18 protein-coding genes are annotated in these 19,461 nt (G+C 72.8%); 7 read left to right on the top strand and 11 right to left on the bottom strand.

Annotated elements, in window-relative coordinates:
* The first annotated feature begins 1 nt into the window (after position 1).
* The 4 genes from ABD295_RS02475 to ABD295_RS02460 all read left to right on the top strand — a co-directional run bounded on the left by ABD295_RS02475 (position 2) and on the right by ABD295_RS02460 (position 2,843).
* The gene (locus tag ABD295_RS02475) at positions 2 to 268 is read left to right on the top strand and encodes a colicin immunity domain-containing protein (protein WP_344302021.1); all 267 of its coding nucleotides are present in this window, start codon (positions 2 to 4) and stop codon (positions 266 to 268) included.
* Between the two features lie 165 nt (positions 269 to 433).
* A complete protein-coding gene (locus ABD295_RS02470; protein ID WP_344302020.1) occupies positions 434 to 742 on the top strand; it encodes a hypothetical protein in 309 nt (102 codons plus the stop codon).
* A complete protein-coding gene (locus tag ABD295_RS02465; RefSeq protein ID WP_344302019.1) occupies positions 735 to 1,928 on the top strand; it encodes an MFS transporter in 1,194 nt (397 codons plus the stop codon). Before ABD295_RS02470 ends, ABD295_RS02465 begins: the two co-directional genes overlap by 8 nt.
* Positions 1,929 to 2,408: 480 nt before the next feature.
* The gene (locus tag ABD295_RS02460; RefSeq protein ID WP_344302018.1) at positions 2,409 to 2,843 is read left to right on the top strand and encodes a DUF6973 domain-containing protein; all 435 of its coding nucleotides are present in this window, start codon (positions 2,409 to 2,411) and stop codon (positions 2,841 to 2,843) included.
* On the opposite strand, the gene ABD295_RS02455 is transcribed toward ABD295_RS02460, so the two are convergent.
* Genes ABD295_RS02455 through ABD295_RS02440 form a run of 4 tightly spaced genes read right to left on the bottom strand, consistent with a single transcriptional unit; the run spans position 2,833 to position 7,886 of the window.
* The gene (locus ABD295_RS02455) at positions 2,833 to 4,044 is read right to left on the bottom strand and encodes a kynureninase (RefSeq protein WP_344302017.1); all 1,212 of its coding nucleotides are present in this window, start codon (positions 4,042 to 4,044) and stop codon (positions 2,833 to 2,835) included. The two genes, ABD295_RS02460 and ABD295_RS02455, sit on opposite strands and share 11 nt — an antisense overlap.
* A 14-nt stretch (positions 4,045 to 4,058) precedes the next feature.
* Positions 4,059 to 5,039, bottom strand: coding sequence for a hypothetical protein (locus ABD295_RS02450; RefSeq protein WP_344302016.1), 981 nt, complete (start codon positions 5,037 to 5,039; stop codon positions 4,059 to 4,061).
* Positions 5,040 to 5,098: 59 nt separating this feature from the next.
* Positions 5,099 to 6,769, bottom strand: coding sequence for a dihydroxy-acid dehydratase (gene ilvD, locus ABD295_RS02445; RefSeq protein ID WP_344302015.1), 1,671 nt, complete (start codon positions 6,767 to 6,769; stop codon positions 5,099 to 5,101).
* A 19-nt stretch (positions 6,770 to 6,788) separates the two neighbouring features.
* Positions 6,789 to 7,886, bottom strand: coding sequence for a protein kinase family protein (locus ABD295_RS02440; protein ID WP_344302014.1), 1,098 nt, complete (start codon positions 7,884 to 7,886; stop codon positions 6,789 to 6,791).
* Between the two features lie 50 nt (positions 7,887 to 7,936).
* Between ABD295_RS02440 and ABD295_RS02435 the strand changes: the two genes are divergently transcribed.
* A complete protein-coding gene (locus tag ABD295_RS02435; RefSeq protein ID WP_344302013.1) occupies positions 7,937 to 8,890 on the top strand; it encodes a phosphotransferase enzyme family protein in 954 nt (317 codons plus the stop codon).
* On the opposite strand, the gene ABD295_RS02430 is transcribed toward ABD295_RS02435, so the two are convergent.
* Together ABD295_RS02430 and ABD295_RS02425 are read right to left on the bottom strand one after the other, a co-directional pair.
* A complete protein-coding gene (locus ABD295_RS02430; RefSeq protein ID WP_344302012.1) occupies positions 8,891 to 9,355 on the bottom strand; it encodes an SRPBCC family protein in 465 nt (154 codons plus the stop codon).
* A gap of 175 nt (positions 9,356 to 9,530) precedes the next feature.
* Positions 9,531 to 10,616 (bottom strand): sialidase family protein, encoded by a 1,086-nt coding sequence (locus tag ABD295_RS02425; protein WP_344302011.1) that lies wholly within the window; start codon positions 10,614 to 10,616, stop codon positions 9,531 to 9,533.
* Positions 10,617 to 10,823: 207 nt separating this feature from the next.
* Here ABD295_RS02425 and ABD295_RS02420 point away from each other — a divergent pair, with 207 nt between their 5' ends.
* Together ABD295_RS02420 and ABD295_RS02415 are read left to right on the top strand one after the other, a co-directional pair.
* Positions 10,824 to 11,705 carry an EamA family transporter gene (locus ABD295_RS02420; RefSeq protein ID WP_344302009.1) on the top strand — a complete coding sequence of 294 codons (882 nt, stop codon included), beginning with the start codon at positions 10,824 to 10,826 and terminating at the stop codon, positions 11,703 to 11,705.
* A gap of 26 nt (positions 11,706 to 11,731) precedes the next feature.
* Positions 11,732 to 12,904, top strand: a complete 1,173-nt coding sequence (locus ABD295_RS02415) for a PQQ-dependent sugar dehydrogenase (RefSeq protein WP_344302008.1) — start codon at positions 11,732 to 11,734, stop codon at positions 12,902 to 12,904.
* Here the strand turns inward: ABD295_RS02415 and ABD295_RS02410 are convergent.
* From ABD295_RS02410 to ABD295_RS02390, 5 genes are all read right to left on the bottom strand, one after another.
* Positions 12,891 to 13,685: an ECF transporter S component gene (locus ABD295_RS02410; protein WP_344302007.1), complete on the bottom strand. Its 795-nt coding sequence runs from the start codon at positions 13,683 to 13,685 to the stop codon at positions 12,891 to 12,893. The two genes, ABD295_RS02415 and ABD295_RS02410, sit on opposite strands and share 14 nt — an antisense overlap.
* Positions 13,686 to 13,813: 128 nt before the next feature.
* A complete protein-coding gene (locus tag ABD295_RS02405; protein ID WP_344302006.1) occupies positions 13,814 to 15,418 on the bottom strand; it encodes an ABC transporter ATP-binding protein in 1,605 nt (534 codons plus the stop codon).
* Positions 15,415 to 16,542 (bottom strand): energy-coupling factor transporter transmembrane component T, encoded by a 1,128-nt coding sequence (locus ABD295_RS02400; RefSeq protein WP_344302005.1) that lies wholly within the window; start codon positions 16,540 to 16,542, stop codon positions 15,415 to 15,417. The genes ABD295_RS02405 and ABD295_RS02400 overlap by 4 nt, the downstream gene beginning before the upstream one ends.
* 25 nt (positions 16,543 to 16,567) lie before the next feature.
* A complete protein-coding gene (locus ABD295_RS02395) occupies positions 16,568 to 17,590 on the bottom strand; it encodes a hypothetical protein (protein ID WP_344302004.1) in 1,023 nt (340 codons plus the stop codon).
* Positions 17,587 to 19,245: a prenyltransferase/squalene oxidase repeat-containing protein gene (locus ABD295_RS02390; RefSeq protein WP_344302003.1), complete on the bottom strand. Its 1,659-nt coding sequence runs from the start codon at positions 19,243 to 19,245 to the stop codon at positions 17,587 to 17,589. Before ABD295_RS02390 ends, ABD295_RS02395 begins: the two co-directional genes overlap by 4 nt.
* Positions 19,246 to 19,461: the final 216 nt, after the last annotated feature.

Genomic DNA, 19,461 nt, shown 5'->3' with positions numbered 1-19,461 from the left:
CATGGAACCCAGCGTCGAGGCGTTGATCAGCCTCATCCGCCGCTTCGTGGCCGGTGAGATCGACGCCCAGACCTTCGACGTCGCGTACCGAGAAGCGTTCTTGCACCTCCCGCTCCTTGGCGAGCCGCTGTTCCCCATCCTCGATCGGCTCGCCATCGAGTGCGTGGAGTACGTCGACGTGCCCGCGCTGCGCGAGCCGGGGGACGTCGGCGACGCAGAGCTCGCAGAGGCAGCCCGCAGAGCACTGCGTGAGCTGGACGCGCTATGACGTCGCGACAGCACACGGAGTCCCAGTGAGGTGGTGGCGCCATCGCGAGGATCCTCGGGTGGACGTCGACGGACCCGAGCTCCGCGAGTCCGGTGACGTCGGCGACGAGGAGCTGGCCGAGGCGACCCGCGAGCCCCTCGCGGACCTGCGCGAGCTGGGGGTCGCATGAGCGCAGCGGCCGACTCACTCCTCGAGCTGACCGGCGACCCAGTGGCGGCTGCGTGGCTGCGCCGGGAGCTGCGCGAGCGCGCGGCGGAGACCGCGGGGACCGAGCTCGGCGACAAGATCGCCGCGGTCCTCGACGGACGCCTGCACGTGCGTGCCCTCGCGACCGACCCCGACTTCGCGCTGCACGCCGAGCGCACCCGATTGGCGTTCGACGACTACTGGGCCGGGCTCGACGCCGACCAGCGGCAGGCCGCGCAGCGGAAGGGCGAGGAGGCCCTCGGCGAGCTCGAGCCCGACGATGGGTGACCTCCCCTTCTGGGTGAAGGCGCTGCTAGCGGGTCGGTTCGTCAACGCGCTCGGGTCGATGGCGTGGGTCTTCATCCCGCTCTACCTCGTCAGCGACCGCGGACTCGACACCCCCGAGGCCGGCACGATCGCCGCCGTCTACGGCGTCGGCATCATCGGCGGCAACCTCGTGGGCGGTTCCCTCGGTGACCGGTTCGGGATGCGTCGCACGCTCGCGGCCGCCTCGCTCGCCTCCGCGGTGGGCTGCGCCCTGGTGCCGGTCACCACCACGTCGGGTCTGCCGGTCGTGCTCGGACTGATGGGGCTGCTCGGCGGCGCCGCCCGACCGGTGTCCTTCGCTCTCGTGACTGGCGCCCTCCCCTCCGACCAGCGTCGGCAGGCCAGCGCGCTGATGCGCGCAGTCAACAACGCGGGGACCGTGCTGGGGCCGCCAGTGGGCGGTTTGGTGGCGGCGTACGACTTCACCTGGATCTTCGTCGGCGACGCGGTGGCCAGCCTGCTGATGCTGGCGGTGGTGCTCGGCGTCGTCCCCCACGTGGAGCGGGTGCCGGTTCCGGAGGGCGTGCCGCGCCGGGTCCTCGGCGCGCTGCGCCGCGACCCCCGGTTCGTGCTGCTGCTGGTGAGCGTCGCCGTCGTCGACACGGCGTACCGCTGGGCTTACACCGCCGTCCCGTGGCAGCTCGAAGAGCTGGGCGCGGAGCCGTGGGTCTACGGCACGACGATCTCGCTCAACTGCGCCCTGATCGTGCTGCTCGAGCCCTACCTCGCCCACCGACTACGCCACCGGGAGGCCTGGCGGCTCATCGCGGCCGGCTTCCTGCTCGTGGGTCTCGGCTGGCTGGTCGTCGCCCCCGCGCCCGGGATCGCCCTCGTCCTGGTCGCCGTCGCCGTGGTGACCGCCGGCGAGATGCTCTACAAGCCGACAGCGACAGCGACGGCGGCCGACCGTGCGCCGGAGGGCATGCACGGCCGCTACCAGAGCCTGTACGGCGCCGCCTCGCTCGGCGGCATGGTCATCGCTCCCCCGCTGGCCGGGGCCCTGTTGGAGTGGGGCGACCGTCGGGTCTGGATCGGCGGAGCCCTCCTGGGCATGGCCGGCGCGGCCACGCTCACGCTCCTCTGGTCGCGCTTGGCGCCTACGCCCGCCGACGCGCTCCCGACCGCCGATCGGCTCGACCCTGTGTGAGATCCCCTGCGGGGGGCTTTTGCGTTTCCCCGTCGGGTCGGTTGTCTGTGGGGTCCTCGCTCCTGCGCTGGCGGCCGGCCTGCGGGTCCGCGGGTGGAGGAGCGCCCACCAGGCCGGGTTCGGGCAGACGTTGCGTCGGCGGCCGCCGGGTAGCCGCCGACGGCGGTCTCGCCGAGCTGACCTGGCGCGCCGCTCCACCCCGCGTGGCCCGTGAGCCGGCCGCCCGCGTTGGTCCTCGGCGTTGCGCGAAGCCGGGTTCCGGACCACCAAGGCCCCGCGCGCTGTGGATGGGCCTGGCCCCCTCTTCGTGAGGAACGAGCGAAGAGGGTGGTTTGCGCGCGGGGCCTTGGTGGGCCGGAGCCCGGCGCACAGCGCAACGACGAGGACCCCACAGACCAGCCAGACCCCAGGGGAAACGCAAAGCCCCCGCAGGGAACCCGAGAAGGCCGATGCGAAGGCAAATGCCAGAGTGGCCCCGTGATGAGCCTGCGCGCAGCCATTCATGCCGCTTCGGGGGTCCCCCGCATCTTCACGGCGGCGCTCAAGGCGGGAGCGTCCCCGGTCGACGCGGCCCAGGTGGTCTCGATCTCCGCGGCGGCGACCACGGTCGCGACCCGCCGCGGGCGGGGCGTGCCGGGACGGCAGAACGCGACCCGGCACTTCGTGTGGCAGGCGCTGCTCACCGCCCGGCACGGCGTCGAGCTGGCGCGGTCGGTGGCTGACGCCCAGGAGGTCGGTACGCCTGACCGACGGGACTCACAGGCCGACCGGCACAACAACGACGTCGGGCAGCGCTACGGGGGCGAGCATGCGGTCGACCTGGCCGGCCTGTCGATCCGCGAGGCGGCCGACCGGCTCGCCGGGGTGGCCCTCGAGAAGTGGGCCAACGGCGAGCTCGCCGGCGTCAGTCGCTGAGCAGGTCCCGTACGGCGGCGAGGCCCGACTCGACCTCGGCGAAGCTGGTCGAGAGCGGTGACAGGCCCACACGAAGGCCGTCGGGGTCGCGGTAGTCGGGGATGATGTCGCGCTCCCAGAGCGTGGCCACGACCTCGCGCATGCGCGGGTGGGTGAGGGTCACGTGACCGCCGCGCTCGGCCGGGTCACGGGGTGAGGTGAGCTGGACGCCGAGCGGGGCCAGCCAGGCGTCGGCCAGCTCCACGGCGTACGACGTGAGGGCCACCGACTTCGCGCGCACGGCGTCGACACCGGCCTCGTCGATGAGGGCGACCATGTCGGCCAGGGCGAGCATCCCGACCACGGCGGGGGTGCCGGAGATGAAGCGCCGGATGCCGGCGGAGGGGGTGTAGCCCGGCCCCATCAGGAACGGGTCGGCGTGTCCCATCCAGCCCTGGACGGGCTGGCGCAGGGAGTCCTGGTGCCGCTCGGCGACGTACCCATAGGCCGGGGAGCCGGGGCCGCCGTTGAGGTACTTGTAGGTGCAGCCGACCGCGAGGTCGACCTCCCACTCGTCGAGCGCGGTCGGCACCACGCCGGCGGAGTGGCACAGGTCCCACAGCACGGGCGCGCCGGCGTCGTGGGCGAGCCGGGTGATCGCGGGCACGTCGGCGAGGTGGGCGGACCGGTAGGCGACCTGGCTGAGGACCAGCAGCGCGGTCTGCTCCCCCACGAGCGGAGCGAGCAGCTCGGTGGTGACCCCGGAGGCACGATCGACCTCGGCCCAACGGACGGTGAGGCCGCGCTCGGCGGCGATGCCCTCCACGATGTAGCGGTCGGTCGGGAAGTTGTCGTCGTCGATGACGATCTCGGTGCGGCCCGGCGGCGCTGCGTCCACGGCGGCCCGGATCAGCTTGTAGAGCAGCACCGTCGTGGAGTCGCCGACGAAGGTCTGGCCGGGTGCGGCGCCGAGGCAGACCCGCCCGATCTCGTCGCCGAGCGTGAGCGGCAGCTCGTACCACCGCTCGTCCCAGCCGCGGATCAGCCGGCCGCCCCACTCGTCGCGCACGAAGTCCGCGAGGTGGTCGGCAGTGACGCGCAGCGGACGGCCCAGGGAGTTGCCGTCGAAGTAGACCAGCGGGGTGTCGGCGCCCACGAAGCGGTCGCGGAGTGCGGCGAGCGGGTCGGCAGCGTCGAGAGGGCCTGGGTTCAGGTCGGTCACGACCGCATCGTCTCTCACTGGAAGCTGACGAAACGCACCGGCGGCGTGACTCGGCGGACGGCCTGCGCTGTCATCCGCGGCCGGTCCTCGTCGTAGAACAGCTTGAAGCCCATCGTGAAGAGCTTCGGGCGGGCGACGGCGTGGTACGTCGCGAGCTTCTGCCCCGGGTTGCCGAAGCCGTCGACGTGCTGGACGAGGGCGAGTCCCTCGCGCGCCTTCACGCGGTGGATGTCCGGGATCATGTCGCTGCGGAACTGGTGGAGCATGAAGACCTTCTCGGGCAGGTTGCGCTCCTCGACGATGCCGGCCAGCCAGGCGGAGACGCGGTTGACCTCTTTCGCACTGACCTGGCCGATGGTCCGGCCCGGGACCTCGCGTGGGCCCATCCGCCACTCGGGGTCGAGCGCGAGGCCGACGTACGGCTTCTCGAGCGCCCACCGCCAGCGCTTCGCGACGGTGAGGAAGTCGCTGCGGCCGGGCTGGAGGTCGAGCACGAGCAGCGCGCCGTTGCGACGGGCGGCCCGGACGTAGGGCTCGACCAGGCGGTGGCTGATGTCGTGGCTGAAGTCACCGTCGTCGCCGGGCCCGGCGTCCGCGACGGTCACGATCAGCTCGTAGACCGGGAGCAGCAGCTCGCCGTTGCGCAGGAACGGCTGACCGGCCTTGACCACGCGCTCGTGCGCGGCGTCGATGTCGGTCTCGCCGAGCACGCCGAGCACGCCGGTCCCGGCGGTGCCGTAGTAGGCGGTCAGGAAGCGTCGGTGGCCGAACACCTTGGTGCCGCCGCCGGGGAGTTCCACTCGCTGCGCGGCGCGTTCCCGCTCCTGGGGCACGGCGGACGGGGTGCTGTCCGCCGACGGACGGACCCGAGGGGCCTGGTCGGTCGCGGTGGCGAGCTGCCCCTCGGCGAGCACGCCCGGCAGGGCCACGGGTACGGCCAGCAGGACGAGTCCGGCGATGGCGGCGACCAGCGAGCGGGGGGTCTGGGACCGCATGCGGGGAGCCTAGGTGCCTCCACCCCTGAGGGTGGGCACCCCGCGCCGGTGCGAGCGGGTCAGCCGCAGATGGCCCCGTGGGCTGCGGACTGCACCAGCTTGGAGTACTTCGCCAGCACGCCGCGGGTGTACGTCGGCGGGAGCGGCTCCCAGCCGTCCTTGCGCGACTCGAGGTCGGCGTCGATGTCGAGGCGCCGGTTGGCCACGTCGAGGGTGATCGGGTCGCCGTCGCGAACGAACGCGATCGGACCGCCGTCGACGGCTTCGGGCGCGATGTGGCCGACGCAGAGACCGGTCGTGCCACCCGAGAAGCGGCCGTCGGTGATCAGCAGCACGTCCTTGCCGAGGCCGGCGCCCTTGATCGCGCCGGTGATGGCCAGCATCTCGCGCATGCCCGGGCCGCCCTTGGGACCTTCGTAGCGGATGACGACGACGTCGCCTGCCTTGATCTCACCGGCGGTCAGCGCATCGAGGGCGGCGCGCTCGCGGTCGAAGACACGGGCCGTGCCGGTGAAGGTCGACTCGTCGAAGCCGGCGCTCTTCACGACCGCGCCCTCCGGGGCGAGGGTGCCTTTGAGGATGGTCAGGCCGCCGGTGCGGTGGATCGGGCGACCGAGGTCGCGGATCACGTCGTCGTCGACCTTCGGCGGTGCCAGGGCGTCGAGGTTCTCGGCCATCGTCTTGCCGGTGACCGTGAGCGTGTCGCCGTGCATCAGCCCGGCGTCGAGCAGCGCTTTCATCACCATGGGGATGCCGCCGACCTTGTCGACGTCGTTCATGACGTAGCGGCCGAACGGCTTGAGGTCGCCGAGGTGCGGCACCTTGTCGCCGATCCGGTTGAAGTCGTCGAGCTCGAGGTCGACGTCGGCCTCGCGCGCGATCGCGAGCAGGTGGAGGACCGCGTTGGTGGAGCCGCCCAGCGCCATGACCACCGCGATGGCGTTCTCGAACGCCTCGCGCGTCATCACCTGGCGGGCGGTGATGCCCTGGCGCAGCATGCCGACGACCGCCTCGCCCGAGCGGTGGGCGAACCCGTCGCGGCGCCGGTCGACCGCGGGCGGTGCCGCGGAGCCCGGCAGGGACATGCCGAGGGCCTCGGCGACCGAGGCCATGGTGTTGGCGGTGTACATGCCCCCGCAGGCACCCTCGCCGGGACAGATCGCCCGCTCGATCCGGTCGACCTCCTCGCGGGTGATCTTGCCGGCCAGGCAGGCGCCGACGGCCTCGAAGGCGTCGATGATCGTCACGTCACGGCCGTCGACCTGGCCGGGCATGATCGAGCCGGCGTACAGGAAGACGCTGGCGAGGTCGAGACGCGCGGCCGCCATCAGCATGCCGGGCAGCGACTTGTCGCAGCCGGCCAGCAGGACCGAGCCGTCGAGGCGCTCGGCCATCATCACCGTCTCGACGGAGTCGGCGATCACCTCGCGGCTGACCAGCGAGAAGTGCATGCCCTCGTGACCCATGGCGATGCCGTCGGAGACTGAGATGGTGCCGAACTCGAGCGGGTACCCACCCGCCGCGTGCACGCCGTTCTTGACCGCCTGCGCCAGCCGCTGGAGCGAGAGGTTGCAGGGGGTGATCTCGTTCCACGACGACGCGACGCCGATCTGCGGCTTGGCGAAGTCGTCGTCGCCCATGCCGACCGCGCGGAGCATGCCCCGGGCTGCGGCTTTCTCGAGTCCGTCGGTGACGTCGCGCGAACGGGGCTTGATGTCGTGCTCGGGCATGGGCGTGAGCCTACGGGGGTCAGGGGATGGTGATGTCGTCCGACCGGAAGGCGGGCGCGAGCACGAGGGTGGGCTCGCCCCAGAGCCGGGAGAGCTCGTCCAGCAGCCTGCGGGCGTACGCCGTCAGCGGGGCAGGGCCGGGCAGCCGAGACGCCAGCCACAGCCGGTGCAGGATCTTGGGACGCGCGGTCGGGCCGTCCAGGCCGTCCGGCCCGCGGTCCTCCTCGATGGCGGTCTCGATCTGCCAGGAGCACGACGACAGGCACCAGCCCAGCGTGGCGAGGTCGAGATCGGCGAGGAACCGGTCGCCGGTGACCGAGGGCACCCGCGGTGCGACGGCCGCCCGGTAGCGGTCGACGGCGCCGTCGGCCACGGCGTCGGGCAGCCGCCAGGAGCACCAGCACGTCGGCCACGGCACGCGCAGGTAGGCGACGTCCCAGATCGGGTGCCGCACCTCGGCGAACTCGTGGTCGAGCAGCACCACCCGTCCGTCGGACAGCAGGTTGTTGTCCGGGCAGGCGTCGCCCGGGGTGAGCACGGGCGGGGCCGGCCCCAACCCGGCGGTGAGGTCGCGCAGCGCCTCGAGGAAACCGGGTGGCGCAGCGACGCCCAGCCGCTGGCCCACGCCCTCGTAGCGGTCGGCGGCGTAGCTGAACGTTCCGGGCATCCGGTGGGTGTCCATGTCCTTCGCGCGGGCGCTGAGGCGACGGCCGTAGGTGTCGAGGACGTCGTCGTCGCCGGCCAGGTGCAGTGCCGCGATCGCGTCGACCCAGCCGTCGATGGCGGCGCTCGCCGCGTCCGGATCCCGGCCGAGCAGCGCGTCGGCGACGGTCGGGTGGGTGCCCAGGTCGGCGAGGACCACCAGGTCGGGGTCGTGGCTGGAGCCGAGCAGCCGGGGGCCGACGCCCGTGCCCGCGAGCGCCTCGAGGGCCGCGGGCTCGCGCGCGTAGGTGCCGCCGTCTCGCGAGAGGTACTGCTTGACGACGTACGTCGTGCCGTCCGCGTCGGCGACCCGGCAGACCTGGCTGCGGTCGCTGCCTCCGAGCTGCCGCTCGAACCGCAGGGGGGAGAGCCCGGCGGCCGAGGCGGCGGCGGTCAGGGCGCGGTCGTCGAGCACGCCGGACAACCTAGTCGCCGCACCCGCGCACGCCCACTAGGTTGTCCGGGGTGCTGACGCCCGCGTCCGGACCCGCCGTCGCCGCCGCGTTCGGGCTGCCGGGTGACGCCATGATGACCGGCCCCGTCGCCCGCGGTGAGCAGGGCCAGGTCTGGCGGCTGGAGACCGGACCGGCCGACTCCAGGGCGGCGTACGCCGTCAAGGACCCGTTCGTCGAGACGACCCCCGACGACGCGCTGGCCGACGCGGCGTACCAGGACCTCGTGCGCGCGGCCGGCGTGCCGATGCCGGCCGTGCTGCGGACTCCCGACGCGCAGGTGTTGGTCGAGGTCGACGGATCCCTGGTACGGCTCTACGACTGGGTCGACGTGCTGCCCCGCGACCGGCGCCTCGACCCTGCCGAGGTGGGCGCGCTGCTGGCTCAGATCCACCGGGTGGTCGTCCCGGTCGACCAGCCCGCCGACGACTGGTACGCCGCTCCGGTGGGCGCGGCGCGGTGGAGCGAGCTGGTCGGCACGTTGGCGGACGCCGGAGCGCCGTTCGCCGACGACCTGGCCGCGCTGGTGCCGCGGCTGCTCGAGGTCGAGGGGATCGTCGAGCCCTACCGCGCGACCCAGCGCTGCCACCTCGACCTGTGGGAGGACAACCTGCTTCCCGGCGCGGACGGCGGCCTCGTGGTGCTGGACTGGGAGAACAGCGGCCCGGGCAGCCCCTCCCAGGAGCTCGGGTCGGCGCTGTTCGTCTTCGGGCTCGAGGATCCCGACCGGATCCGCGCCCTCCACGCGGCGTACGTCGCCGCGGGCGGTCCGGGCCGGGTGACCACCCCTGGCGACCTCACCATGCTGGTCGCCCAGCTCGGTCACATCACCGAGATCGCGTGCCGGCGCTGGCTCGACGCCCCGGACGAGGCGGAGCGGCGTCACGTCGAGGCGTGGGCGCGGGAGGGGATCGACGAGCCGGTGACGCTGGCGACCGTGGAGCGGATCGTCGACGCCGTGAGCTGATCAGCTCTCCGCGGCGGACTTGAGCCGCGCGAGCCCCTTCTCGAAGTCCTTGCCGAGCATCTTGTCCATGTTGAACATCCGGGCGAACACGGCGGCCATGCCTTTGTTCTCGCCGGTCATCCGCCAGGCCACGTGGCTGCCCGCGCCGCCGTTGCCGGTCGGCTCGATCGCGAAGCTGACGTCGTTGCGTGCCTTCCAAGGCTTGAGGAACGAGAGCTTGATGTCGATGCGCGCCGGGTTGGACTCGGTGATCTCCATCGCCCCCTCCCCGGCCTTCTTGTTGCCGCGCCACGCGTAGTGGGAGCCGACCCCCTGGGCGGGGCCGGAGTACTCACGCTGGAGGTCGGGGTCCAGGTCCTCCCACGGCGACCACTGCTGCCAGTTGCGGAAGTCGTTGATCAGGGCGTGCACACGCGCCGGGTCGGCGTCGATGTCCATCTCGCGCACGTAGGTGAACTCGGCCATGCGCGGCACCTTAGACCCTCCCTAGGGAGGGTCGGGAGTGTTCCTGACCGATCGGTTGGTTTTGAGCAGCGGAGCCCGCCCGCGAGGAACGAGCGGACGGCGTGGGCGCGGCCAGGTCGAGCAGCCGCGCCGCTGAGCTTGCGAAGCGGCGGTCAGGCGTGTCGAGGCAGGTCTGTCAGATCCGGGCCGCGCGCACCACCATCACGTCGGGCAGGTCCCGGGCGACCTCCTGCCAGGTCGCGCCCTCGTCGGCCGACGCCCACACCGCGCCGTTGCGGCCTCCGAAGTAGAGACCCGCCGTGTCGTGGCCGTCGGTGCACATCGCGTCGCGCATCACCGCGACGAAGTAGTCATCGGGCAAGGAGCCCTCGCCGAGCGGCGCCCACGTGGAGCCGGCGTCCTGCGAGCGCCAGACCCGGGCCTTGCCCTCGACCGGCCACCGCGCGCCGGCGTCGGCGATGGGGAAGGTGAACACGGTGTCGGGGTCGTGCGGGTGCACCACCATCGCGAAGCCGAACTCGGTCGGGAGACCCGGCGCGATGTCCTGCCAGGAGTCGGCGGCGTCGTCGGAGCGGTAGACCCCTCCGTGGTTCTGGAGGTAGAGCCGGTCGGGCTTGCCGGGGTGCCGGGCGATCTTGTGGACGCACTGGCCGAACTCGGGATAGTTGCGCTCGCCAGGGAAGAACTCCGCCTTCACGCCCTGGTTGGCGGGCTCCCACGTCGAGCCGCCGTCGCTGGTGCGGTAGACCCCGCCGGTCGAGATGGCGGCGATCACGGACCGGGGGTCGGTCGGGTGCGGCAGGATCGTGTGGAAGGCCTGCCCGCCGTAGCCCTCGCCCCACTCCTTGCGGTGCGGGTGCTCCCAGAGCCCGCGCACCAACTCGAAGCTCTCCCCGCGGTCGGTCGAGCGGAAGATCGCGCCCGGCTCGGTGCCGGCGTACACCACTCCAGGCTCGGCACCCTGCGTGAGCTGCCAGACCCGCGCGAGCGTCGCCTCGGTGTCCTCGGGGAAGCGGATGGCGCCGTTGGGCGTCTCCTGCCACGACTCGCCGAGGTCGTCGGAGCGCCACACCTGCGGGCCGAGCCACGAGGAGGACGCACCGGCCAGGATCCGCGGCCGGTCACCGCTGGTCTCGACGGTGGCGGAATAGACCTCCTCCATCTGGAAGTGCGGCCCGGTCCACGACCAGGACGCCCTCTCGTCGTCCGACTGCCCGACCCACAGGCCCTTGCGCGTCCCGACCAGCAGAACCGTGCTCATCCGTGCTCCTCCTCGATCGACTTCGACCCTCGACGTCACGGTAGACCCGGCCACCCCCATGGATTCATCTCGATCCGGACACGATCTTCACGATGACCATTTCCGCGCAATTGCGCCGTTAGGGCCGTCGTGCGGCGGTTTCGAAGACCATTTCCGCGCAATTGCGCTGTCAGGGCGCTCGTGAGCGGCCTCCGCTAGCGTGGCCGGGTGCCGCCGCGCTCCGATTCGACGCCGCTGCACATCTCGCCCGTGTGGCTGGTGCTCACCGGCATCTTGTCGGTGCAGTTCGGCGCGGCGATCGCGAAGTACCTCTTCGACGAGATCGACCCGACCGCCATGGTGTGCCTGCGCCTGCTCACGAGCGCGGCGGTGATGCTGCTGCTCGCGCGGCCGCGGCTGAAAGGGCGCTCCGGGGCGGACTGGCGGGTCGCGGTCGCCTTCGGGCTGAGCCTCGGCCTGATGAACTGGGCGATCTACCAGTCCTTCGCCCGGATCCCGATCGGCATCGCGGTGACCATCGAGTTCATCGGCCCGTTGGCGCTCGCCGTGATCGGGTCGCGTCGACCGCGCGACCTCATCTGGGTGGCGCTCGCCGCCGCCGGCGTCGCCCTCCTCGGGCTGGAGCCGGGCGAGGTGACGCTCCCGGGGGTGCTGTTCGCGCTCGTCGCGGGCGGGTCGTGGGCGGCGTACATCCTGCTCAGCGCGCGTACCGGCCGGCACTGGCCCGGCCTCGACGGGCTGGCCGTGGCGAGCGTGGTGGCGGCCCTGCTCATCACCCCCTTCGCGCTCGGCACGGCGGGGTCGGCGCTGCTCGACCCGCGCATCCTGGCGCTGGGCGCGCTGGTGGGCCTGCTCAGCTCGGTCGTGCCCTACTCGCTCGAGCTGATCGCGCTGCGCACCATGTCCACCCGACTGCTCAGCGTGCTCATGAGCCTCGAGCCGGCCGCAGCCGCGCTGGCGGGGCTGCTGCTGCTCCGCGAGCTGCTCACTTCCCTGCAGGTGCTCGCCATCGCGTGCGTCATCGCGGCGAGCATCGGCGCCACCCGCTCCAGTCCGTCGGCGCCCATGGCCGAACCCGCACCGAACTAGTCGGGGTGCTGGGGCACAATCGCGGCATGTCGACCACCGTCCGGGCTCCTGCCGCGGCGGGCTTGCTGCTGGTCGCGGTGACCGCGCTGCTGGTGTCCGGTTGTGGCGACGGCGCCCCGGAGGTCGGCGGGGCGACCGTCACCGCCGAGCCGTCCGACGACGGGCCGTCCGACGACGGGCCGTCCGACGACGGGCCGTCCGACGACGGGTCCGAGCCCGACCCGCCAGCTCGGCCCGAGGTCGTCGCCACCGTCGCCGACGGCCTGTCCGTCCCGTGGGGCATCGACTTCCTGCCCGACGGGTCCGCGATCGTGACCGAGCGCGACACCACGCGGGTGCTGCGCATCACCGCCGACGGGGAGGTCGACGAGCTCGGCCGGGTCGGCGCCGAGCCTGAGGGCGAGGGGGGCCTGCTCGGCGTCGCCGTGTCTCCCGACTTCGTCACCGACTCCTTCGTGTACCTCTACCTCACCACCGCCGAGGACAACCGCGTCGTCCGGGTGCCGTACGACGGCGCCAGGCTCGGCGATCCAGAGGTGGTGCTCGACGGCATCCCCAACGGCTTCATCCACGACGGCGGACGGCTGGCGTTCGGCCCGGACGGGATGCTCTACGTGTCGACCGGCGAGACCGGTGAGCCCTCGCTGGCCCAGGACCGGGACTCCCTGGGCGGGAAGATCCTGCGCGTCACCCCCGACGGCGAACCAGCGCCGGGCAACCCGTTCGCGGGCTCGCCGGTGTGGTCGTGGGGTCACCGCAACGTGCAGGGGTTGGCCTTCGACGACGACGACCGGCTGTGGGCCTCGGAGTTCGGGGACTCGACCTGGGACGAGCTGAACCGCATCGAGAAGGGCGACAACTACGGCTGGCCCGAGGTCGAGGGGCAGGGCAACCGCGAGGAGCTCACCGACCCGCAGGTGGTGTGGCGCACCGAGGACGCCTCGCCCTCCGGGCTCGCCTACCTCGACGGGCACGTCTGGATGGCTGCCCTACGCGGCGCCCGGCTGTGGCGCGTCGACGTGTCGACCGGCACCGCCAAGGACCCGCAGGACTTCTTCGTCGGCGACTACGGGCGGATGCGGGCGGTCGTCGTCGCCCCGGACGGCAACCTGTGGGTCACGACGTCCAACCGCGACGGCCGCGGCGAGCCCGCGGCCCAGGACGACCGGATCCTGGTGGTCGACGTCAACGGCGGCTGACCGTGCCCTCGATCACCGCTCGGCGGGACGCCCTGCGCAGGGTGTGCAGCACCGCCGGCCCGAGGACGAGGATCGCGACGGACGTGGTGATCGCCCGGCCGGTGTCCCAGGAGCCGGTCGAGGTGAGCAGCGTGTAGTAGGCGAAGCGCTGCAGGTTCTCGGTCAGCGGGTCGCCCGGGACGAACGACAGCCCCCCGTCGGGCGCCGCGCCCGGGATCTCCACCCCGAGCAGGAACGGCCATCCCGAGAGGTTCATGAAGAGCCCGAAGGCGTACGCCGCCACGATCCCGTAGACCGCGAGCATCATGATCTCCGCGCGGCCGGTCACCCGGCGAGGCAGCAGTCCGGCGAACATGCCGACCCAGGCGCAGACCAGCATCTGGAAGGGCAGCCACGGTCCCACTCCCGCCGTCATCAGCGCCGAGGCGAAGAGCGAGGTGCACCCGAGCGCGAACCCGAAGCCCGGGCCGAAGACCCGGCCTGCGAGCACCAGCAGGAAGAAGACCAGCTCGATGCCGGCTACCCCCGCGCTCAGCGCGCGCAGCACGGCGTTGATGGCGCTGAGCACCCCCAGGACGGCGAGGACGCGGGCGTCCATGCCGCCCTCGCTCATCTCGGCAAGCACGACCACGACCACGAGCGGCAGCAGCGCGAGGAAGAGGAAGGGCGGGTCCATCCGCTCGCCGACGGGCACCTTCACCAGCAGCGGCCAGACCAGCATCATCAGTCCGGCCAGCGAGGCGACACCGAGGACGAGGAGCGAGCGGGGTCGCAGCGGCACCGCGTGCACCGCACGAGGGACCCCCGGCCTGACTTCCGGCCTGACTTCCGGCCTGACCTCTGGCCTGACCTCTGGCCTGACCTCTGGCCGGATCTCCGGTCGGATCTCCGGTCGGATCTCCGGCGCGCTCACGAGGCCGCTCCCGAGGTGAGTGCGAGCTCATCGACCCGCAGCCACGGCGGGCCGAGGATCTTGGTCACCTGCGGCGCGAACGCGGGCGACTCGGCGACCACCCGGCGTACCGGGCCCGACGAGACGACCTCGCCGTCGGCGAGCACCACCACGTCGTCGGCGACCTGCGCCACGAACTCGACGTCGTGCGTGGCGACCAGCACCGCGTGACCCTCGGCCGCCAGCGAGCGCAGGTGGTCGGAGAGGTGCCGCTTGGCGGGGTAGTCGAGGCCGCGCGTCGGCTCGTCGAGCAGCACGACGCGGGGCCGGGAGGTCAGCACGATCGCCAGGGCGAGCGCGAGTCGCTGACCTTCGGAGAGGTCGCGCGGGTGCTGGTCGCCGGGCAGGCCCGGCACCAGCCGGTCGAGCAGCGCGCGGCAGGTGCCGGCGGCCGTGCCGGACCCGGCGTCCGCGGCCGAGCACTCCTCGTCGACGGTCTCGAGGTAGAGCAGGTCGGCAGCCGTCTGCGGCACCAGCCCGACGAGCCCCCGCCGCTGCCCAGCGTCGACGGCAGCGGGATCGACGGGGGTCGCGTCACCGACCGCGACCTCGCCTGCGCGACGCCGACCGCTCCCCTGCAACGTCCACAGCAGCGTCGACTTGCCCGAGCCGTTGCGTCCCATCAGCGCGGTCACCGAGCCCGTCGGCAGGGTCAGGGCGACCTCACGCAGGGCCACGACCCTGCCGTGGGTGACCGTGATCCCGCTCGCCGCCAGCAGCGGCGCCGTCGCAGCACGTTCGGGGACGACCGTCGGCACCGGCAGCGTGAGGCCTCGGGTACGCCGGCGCGCGTCCCGGACCGTCAACGGCAACGGCTGCCAGCCGGCGGCGCGCCCCAGCTCGACGATCGGCGGCACGACCGGCGAGTGCGGCAGCACCTCGTCGGGCACTCCGACGAGCACGCCCCCGTCGCCGGTCAGCAACGCGATCCGATCGGCGAAGGGCAGCACGCGCTCGAGCCGGTGCTCCGCCAGCAGCACCGAGAGCCCGGCGTCGTGGACCAGGCGGGTCAACGTGGCCAGCACGTCCTCGGCCGCGGTCGGGTCGAGCGCGGACGTCGGCTCGTCGAGCACCAGCAGTCGCGGGTGCATCGTGAGCACGCTCCCGATCGCGACCCGCTGCTGCTGTCCTCCGGAGAGGGTGCGCAGGTCACGGGCGCGCAGGTCGGCGATGCCGAGCAGGTCGAGCGTCTCCTCGACGCGTCGGCGCATCGTGGCGGTCGGGAGGCCCAGCTGCTCCATGCCGTAGGCCAGCTCCTCCTCGACGGTGTCGGTGACGAACCCCGCGAGCGGGTCCTGGCCGACGTAGCCGATCCGGTCCGCACGCTCGCGGGGCGGTGCGTGCAGGATGCTCGCCCCGTCGAGGAGCACATCCCCGGAGAGCCGGCCTCCCGTGAACCGCGGCACGAGGCCGGTGAGCACACCGAGCAGGGTGGACTTGCCCACACCGGTGCGCCCCGACACCACGACCAGCTCGCTCTCCTCGACGACCAGGTCGACGCGGTCGAGGACGGGTGCCGAGGCGTCGTCGTAGCGCACGGTGACCTCGCGCAGCTCGATCATCGGGCGGCCACCGCCTCTCGCTCGGACGCCTCCTCAAGGGCCGGGGCCCCCTTCGGCACCGTCGACGTCGGCGGCGGCGCCAGGACGGCGGGCGCGAGTCCGACGAGGCAGCCGACCAGCGCCAGCACGCTCAACGTCGGCGTCAGGTCCACACCGGGGTGCGCGACGAACAGCTGGGTCCTCCCGACCTCCCACATCGCCACGGCGACGACCACGCCCGAGGCCGCCACCAGCAGCTCGGCGGCCTGCCACCGCTCTGGTCGGTAACGCGTCCGATCGACGCGGCGGCCGGCGCTCCAGAGACCCGCGACGGCGGCGACTGATCCCAGCGCGAGCATCGGCACGGCGAGGACCCGTGGAGCCGTGAGGTCGAGCACGGCGTACGTGCCGACGCAGATGCCCAGGAGCCCGACGACGAGCAGGGTCCCGGTGAGGCGCCGGGCGCTGCTGTCGAGGCCGGGAGCCCGGCCGTAGCCGCGCGAGTCCATGCCCGCCGCGAGAGCGAGCGAGCGTTCCAGCGCGTCCTCCAGGACCGGCACCAGGAAGCGCCGCAAACGGCCCACGCGGCCACTCGGCCCGCCACGCAGGTTCTGTGCCGACCGCACGCGGCGCACGCTGTCGGCGAGCTGGGGAAAGATCGTGACGGCGACGACCAGTGCCGTGCCGATCTCGTAGAGGGCGGGCGGCACCGACTTCAGCAGACGCTTGGGGTTGGCCAGGGAGTTGGCCGCGCCCACGCAGATCACGAGGGCGGCCAGCCGCAGGCCGTCGTACAGCCCGGCCAGCAGGGACTGCTGCGTGACCGGCCCGAGCAACCGGACGCCGGCGACCCAGTCGGGCAGCGGGATCTCGGGAAGGTCGAGCAGCACGCGGCCACCGTCCACGCCACCGAAGACCAGCCGGAAGACCACGCGCATGACGACGATGACGATCGCCAGGCCGACGTACAACCGGAACGATCCGGACCACGCGTGGTCCGACCGCCGGGCGGCGACGACCACGGCTGCCACCGTCATCAGCAGGAGCAGCGTCAGCGGGTTGGTGGTCATCGAGGAGCCCGCCGCGAGACCGAGCGCCCACAGCCACCAGGCCACGGGGTGCAGGTCACGCGGCAGGCGGCTCATGGGACGGCACGAGGAGCGAGTGGGATCACGCGGCCCTCCGGCCGCGGACGACGACGATGCCGGCCACGATCGCGCCCAGCACGGCCAAGATGGCGAGCACCAGTGGCAGTGGCACGGACCCGCCGCCGGCGGCCGGGTCCGCGGCTTCGCTGGACACGGGCGTGGTCGCGTCGGTCGCCTCTGCGGTCGCCGTCGTGGCGCCGTCGCTGGCGGGCTCGCTGGCGGGTTCGCTCGCAGGGTCGCTCGCAGGATCGGTGGTCCCGCTCGCGCTTGCCGACCCTGCCGACCTCGTCGATCCCGGAGGCGTCGTCTCTGCCGGGTCTGCCGGGTCTGCCGAGCCGCCCTGCCCTGGATCGGCCGACGGCGATGCGCTTCCGGACGACCCGGCCTGGGGGCCGCCGCTGGTCGGCGTACCCCCCGAGCTCTTGGTCGGCGTGCTGCTGGGCGACTTCGACGGACTCTTGGTCGGGCTGGTCGACGGCGACGCGCCCGAGGTCGGCGAGCTGCTGGCGCTCGGGGAAGCCGAGGGGGATGCCGAGGGCGACGCGGCGGTGGCCGGAGGGGCGGCCGCCGGCGGCCCCTGCGACGCCCCCTGCCAGGCGAATCCGACAGACCCTCCTGCCGGGATGGTCAACGCCGTGGGGCCCAGGGAGGCGTAGGCCCACGACCCCGAGGTGCCGTTGGACCAGTACAACGCCCAGTAGGCGTTGGACGGGGGTGTGTTGACGCAGGGGTCCTCGGCGGGCACGCCGTCGATCCGGCAGAGGAAGCCCGGCTGGCGCTGGACGTAGGTGACCGTGTAGCCGTTGTCGGTGAGGAGCGCCGCTGCGCTCTTGCCGCCGCCGTCGGCGTCGCACAGCGTCTGCGTGCCACCGCCGAGCTCACGGAAGTCGACGACGACGCTGACCCCGCCTGCGTCCTGGCAGACCGCCGCGGCGGCGGGCGCCGCCGACGCGACGAGGCCGGCGACGAGGGCGACCGGCGCCGCCGCCGCGGCCAAGAGGGCCGCGGCGACGAGCCGGACGGTACGACGGGACGAACGGGTCATCGAACGACGCGGAAGGTCGCGCTGCCCCTCCGCAGGTTCTTGAACTGGCCGAAGACCTTGACCTTCTTCTTGCCCGGCTTGGCCAGCTTCTTCTTGATCTTGAACTTGGCCTTGAAGACGCCCTTCGCGTCGGCCACGCCCTTGGCCACGCGCTTGCCGCCCACCCGGACGACGACCTTCTCTCCCGCCTCGAGACGCGAGACCTTGACGACCTGCTTCTTGCCCTTGCGGATCGTCTTCTTCTTGACCTTCGCCTTGAGCGTCGTCTTGGCCAGCGTCTTCACCGCGACGGTCTTGGAGCCAGTGGCCGTGGTGAGGGTGAACGTCGAGATCGCCGTCTTCGTGGGCAGTGCGACGGTCGTGCCGAGCGGGGCGGCGAGGCCGGTGCCGGTGAGACTGCGTTCCCCGATGATGCCCGGTCCCGTGAGGCAGACTCGCTCCCCCTCGCCCACGCCACCAACGGACAGCGACGCGGTCGTGCCCGCCCGCTGGAACGCGCTCGGGCCCGCGAAGGTGACGTCGGCGGCGGTCAGCGCCGCGAGCAGTCCGGGAGCGGCCTGCGTGCTGGCCCGTCGCCAGACGTAGCGCGCGGCCGGGTCGATGCCGGACGTCTTGGCGGCGTTGAAGGTATCGACGTCGAAGGCGACCGCGCCGTTCTCACCGGCGAGCGGCGAGCCGGACGCGGGGTTGCGGACCTGGATCTTCTGCACCCAGGCGCCCGCGCGACCGGCATCGGCGCACCCGCCCTGCGTGGACAGCGCCCACGCGGCGGACCCGGTGCTGTTGGTGTTGGACACCGAGTCGACCGGGCCGGTCCCGAAGGAACCGTCCGCGCGCTGGGTCGAGCGCAGCCACGCCGTGGCCTTGGTGATCGCGGCGGTGGTGGCGTTGTCCTTGCTGGGGATCGCGACGAGCTGGAGCACCGCGAGGGCGGTCACGTCGGTCGCGGGCGCGTCGTTGCTGTTGCAGGCCTGCTGAGGCGCTCCCTTGGCCGCGAACTGCTCGCGGAAGAAGCCGGCCGGGCACTGCTGCTGCAGGAGGAACGACCGGGCGGCCGCTGCCTCCGGCGAGCCGGCGATGGTCAGCGCGCGGGCGGCGAAGGCCTGGCCGACCGAGTTGGCGTAGTCGGTGTCGGGCTGGTCCCCCGGCGAGTCCGGGTTGGTGTCACCCTGTGCGAGCTTGTCCTCGATGCGCCCGTCGGCCCCGGTCCGGCCCTCGAGCTCGGCGAGGAGGTTGCGGCCGCCGTACGACGTCCCGTTGCCGCCCGCCAGCTGGACGAACGCCAGCGCCTTGGCGAGCTGGCCGGCACCGCGGTGCGTGTCGTCCTCGGTGGGCGTGGGGAGCATGTAGTTGGGGACGTACTCGACGTACTCACCGATGCGCGGCTCGAAGGCGTTGCGGATCTGGGTGACGGTCGCGCCGTGCCCCCCGACGGCGGCCAGCGAGAACGCCGTGTCGAGGGTGAGCCCGAGGTCCTTGTCGAACGGCGGTGAGTAGCCCGACGGCATCAAGCCGTCGACCAGCTCGCCCGTGAGCCAGGCTGCGGTGTCCTGGGCGGGCGACGCCGCCTGGGCCGGCGTCGTGGCCAGGGCCGTGGTGGCTGCCACGGCGGTGGCCGTGGCGAGCGCGAGGACGCGCTTTCGGATGGTGATCACTGGGTTCCTTCCCGCTGCAGAGCGGGTCGGACCAGGTGGTCGAACCCGCTGTGACCTCGACAGCGATTCATGAGGACGTGCCGCGGCAGGTGCTCCGGCTCGCTCCCCCGATCGAGATCGGGTCGGCCTACGGTTGCGGGTCAGCGCCGGACTTCGACCGGCTTCCCCCACGTGCGGACGTGGATGTGTGGTGTGCGCCGCCACCGTACTCCTGCG

Source organism: Nocardioides bigeumensis (genome assembly GCF_039531755.1).
Lineage (GTDB): Bacteria > Actinomycetota > Actinomycetes > Propionibacteriales > Nocardioidaceae > Nocardioides > Nocardioides bigeumensis.
The sequence above is the reverse complement of the archived record's forward strand: the minus strand, read 5'-3'. Positions and strand labels throughout refer to the sequence as shown.

Bases quoted from the DNA above. Each gene is read 5' to 3' on its own strand.
- ABD295_RS02475 (WP_344302021.1), top strand. From the start codon at position 2: ATGGAACCCAGCGTCGAGGCGTTGATCAGCCTCATCCGCCGCTTCGTG.
- ABD295_RS02470 (WP_344302020.1), top strand. From the start codon at position 434: ATGAGCGCAGCGGCCGACTCACTCCTCGAGCTGACCGGCGACCCAGTG.
- ABD295_RS02465 (WP_344302019.1), top strand. From the start codon at position 735: ATGGGTGACCTCCCCTTCTGGGTGAAGGCGCTGCTAGCGGGTCGGTTC.
- ABD295_RS02460 (WP_344302018.1), top strand. From the start codon at position 2,409: ATGAGCCTGCGCGCAGCCATTCATGCCGCTTCGGGGGTCCCCCGCATC.
- ABD295_RS02450 (WP_344302016.1), bottom strand. From the start codon at position 5,039: ATGCGGTCCCAGACCCCCCGCTCGCTGGTCGCCGCCATCGCCGGACTC.
- ilvD (WP_344302015.1), bottom strand. From the start codon at position 6,769: ATGCCCGAGCACGACATCAAGCCCCGTTCGCGCGACGTCACCGACGGA.
- ABD295_RS02430 (WP_344302012.1), bottom strand. From the start codon at position 9,355: ATGGCCGAGTTCACCTACGTGCGCGAGATGGACATCGACGCCGACCCG.
- ABD295_RS02425 (WP_344302011.1), bottom strand. From the start codon at position 10,616: ATGAGCACGGTTCTGCTGGTCGGGACGCGCAAGGGCCTGTGGGTCGGG.
- ABD295_RS02415 (WP_344302008.1), top strand. From the start codon at position 11,732: ATGTCGACCACCGTCCGGGCTCCTGCCGCGGCGGGCTTGCTGCTGGTC.
- ABD295_RS02405 (WP_344302006.1), bottom strand. From the start codon at position 15,418: ATGATCGAGCTGCGCGAGGTCACCGTGCGCTACGACGACGCCTCGGCA.
- ABD295_RS02400 (WP_344302005.1), bottom strand. From the start codon at position 16,542: ATGAGCCGCCTGCCGCGTGACCTGCACCCCGTGGCCTGGTGGCTGTGG.
- ABD295_RS02395 (WP_344302004.1), bottom strand. From the start codon at position 17,590: ATGACCCGTTCGTCCCGTCGTACCGTCCGGCTCGTCGCCGCGGCCCTC.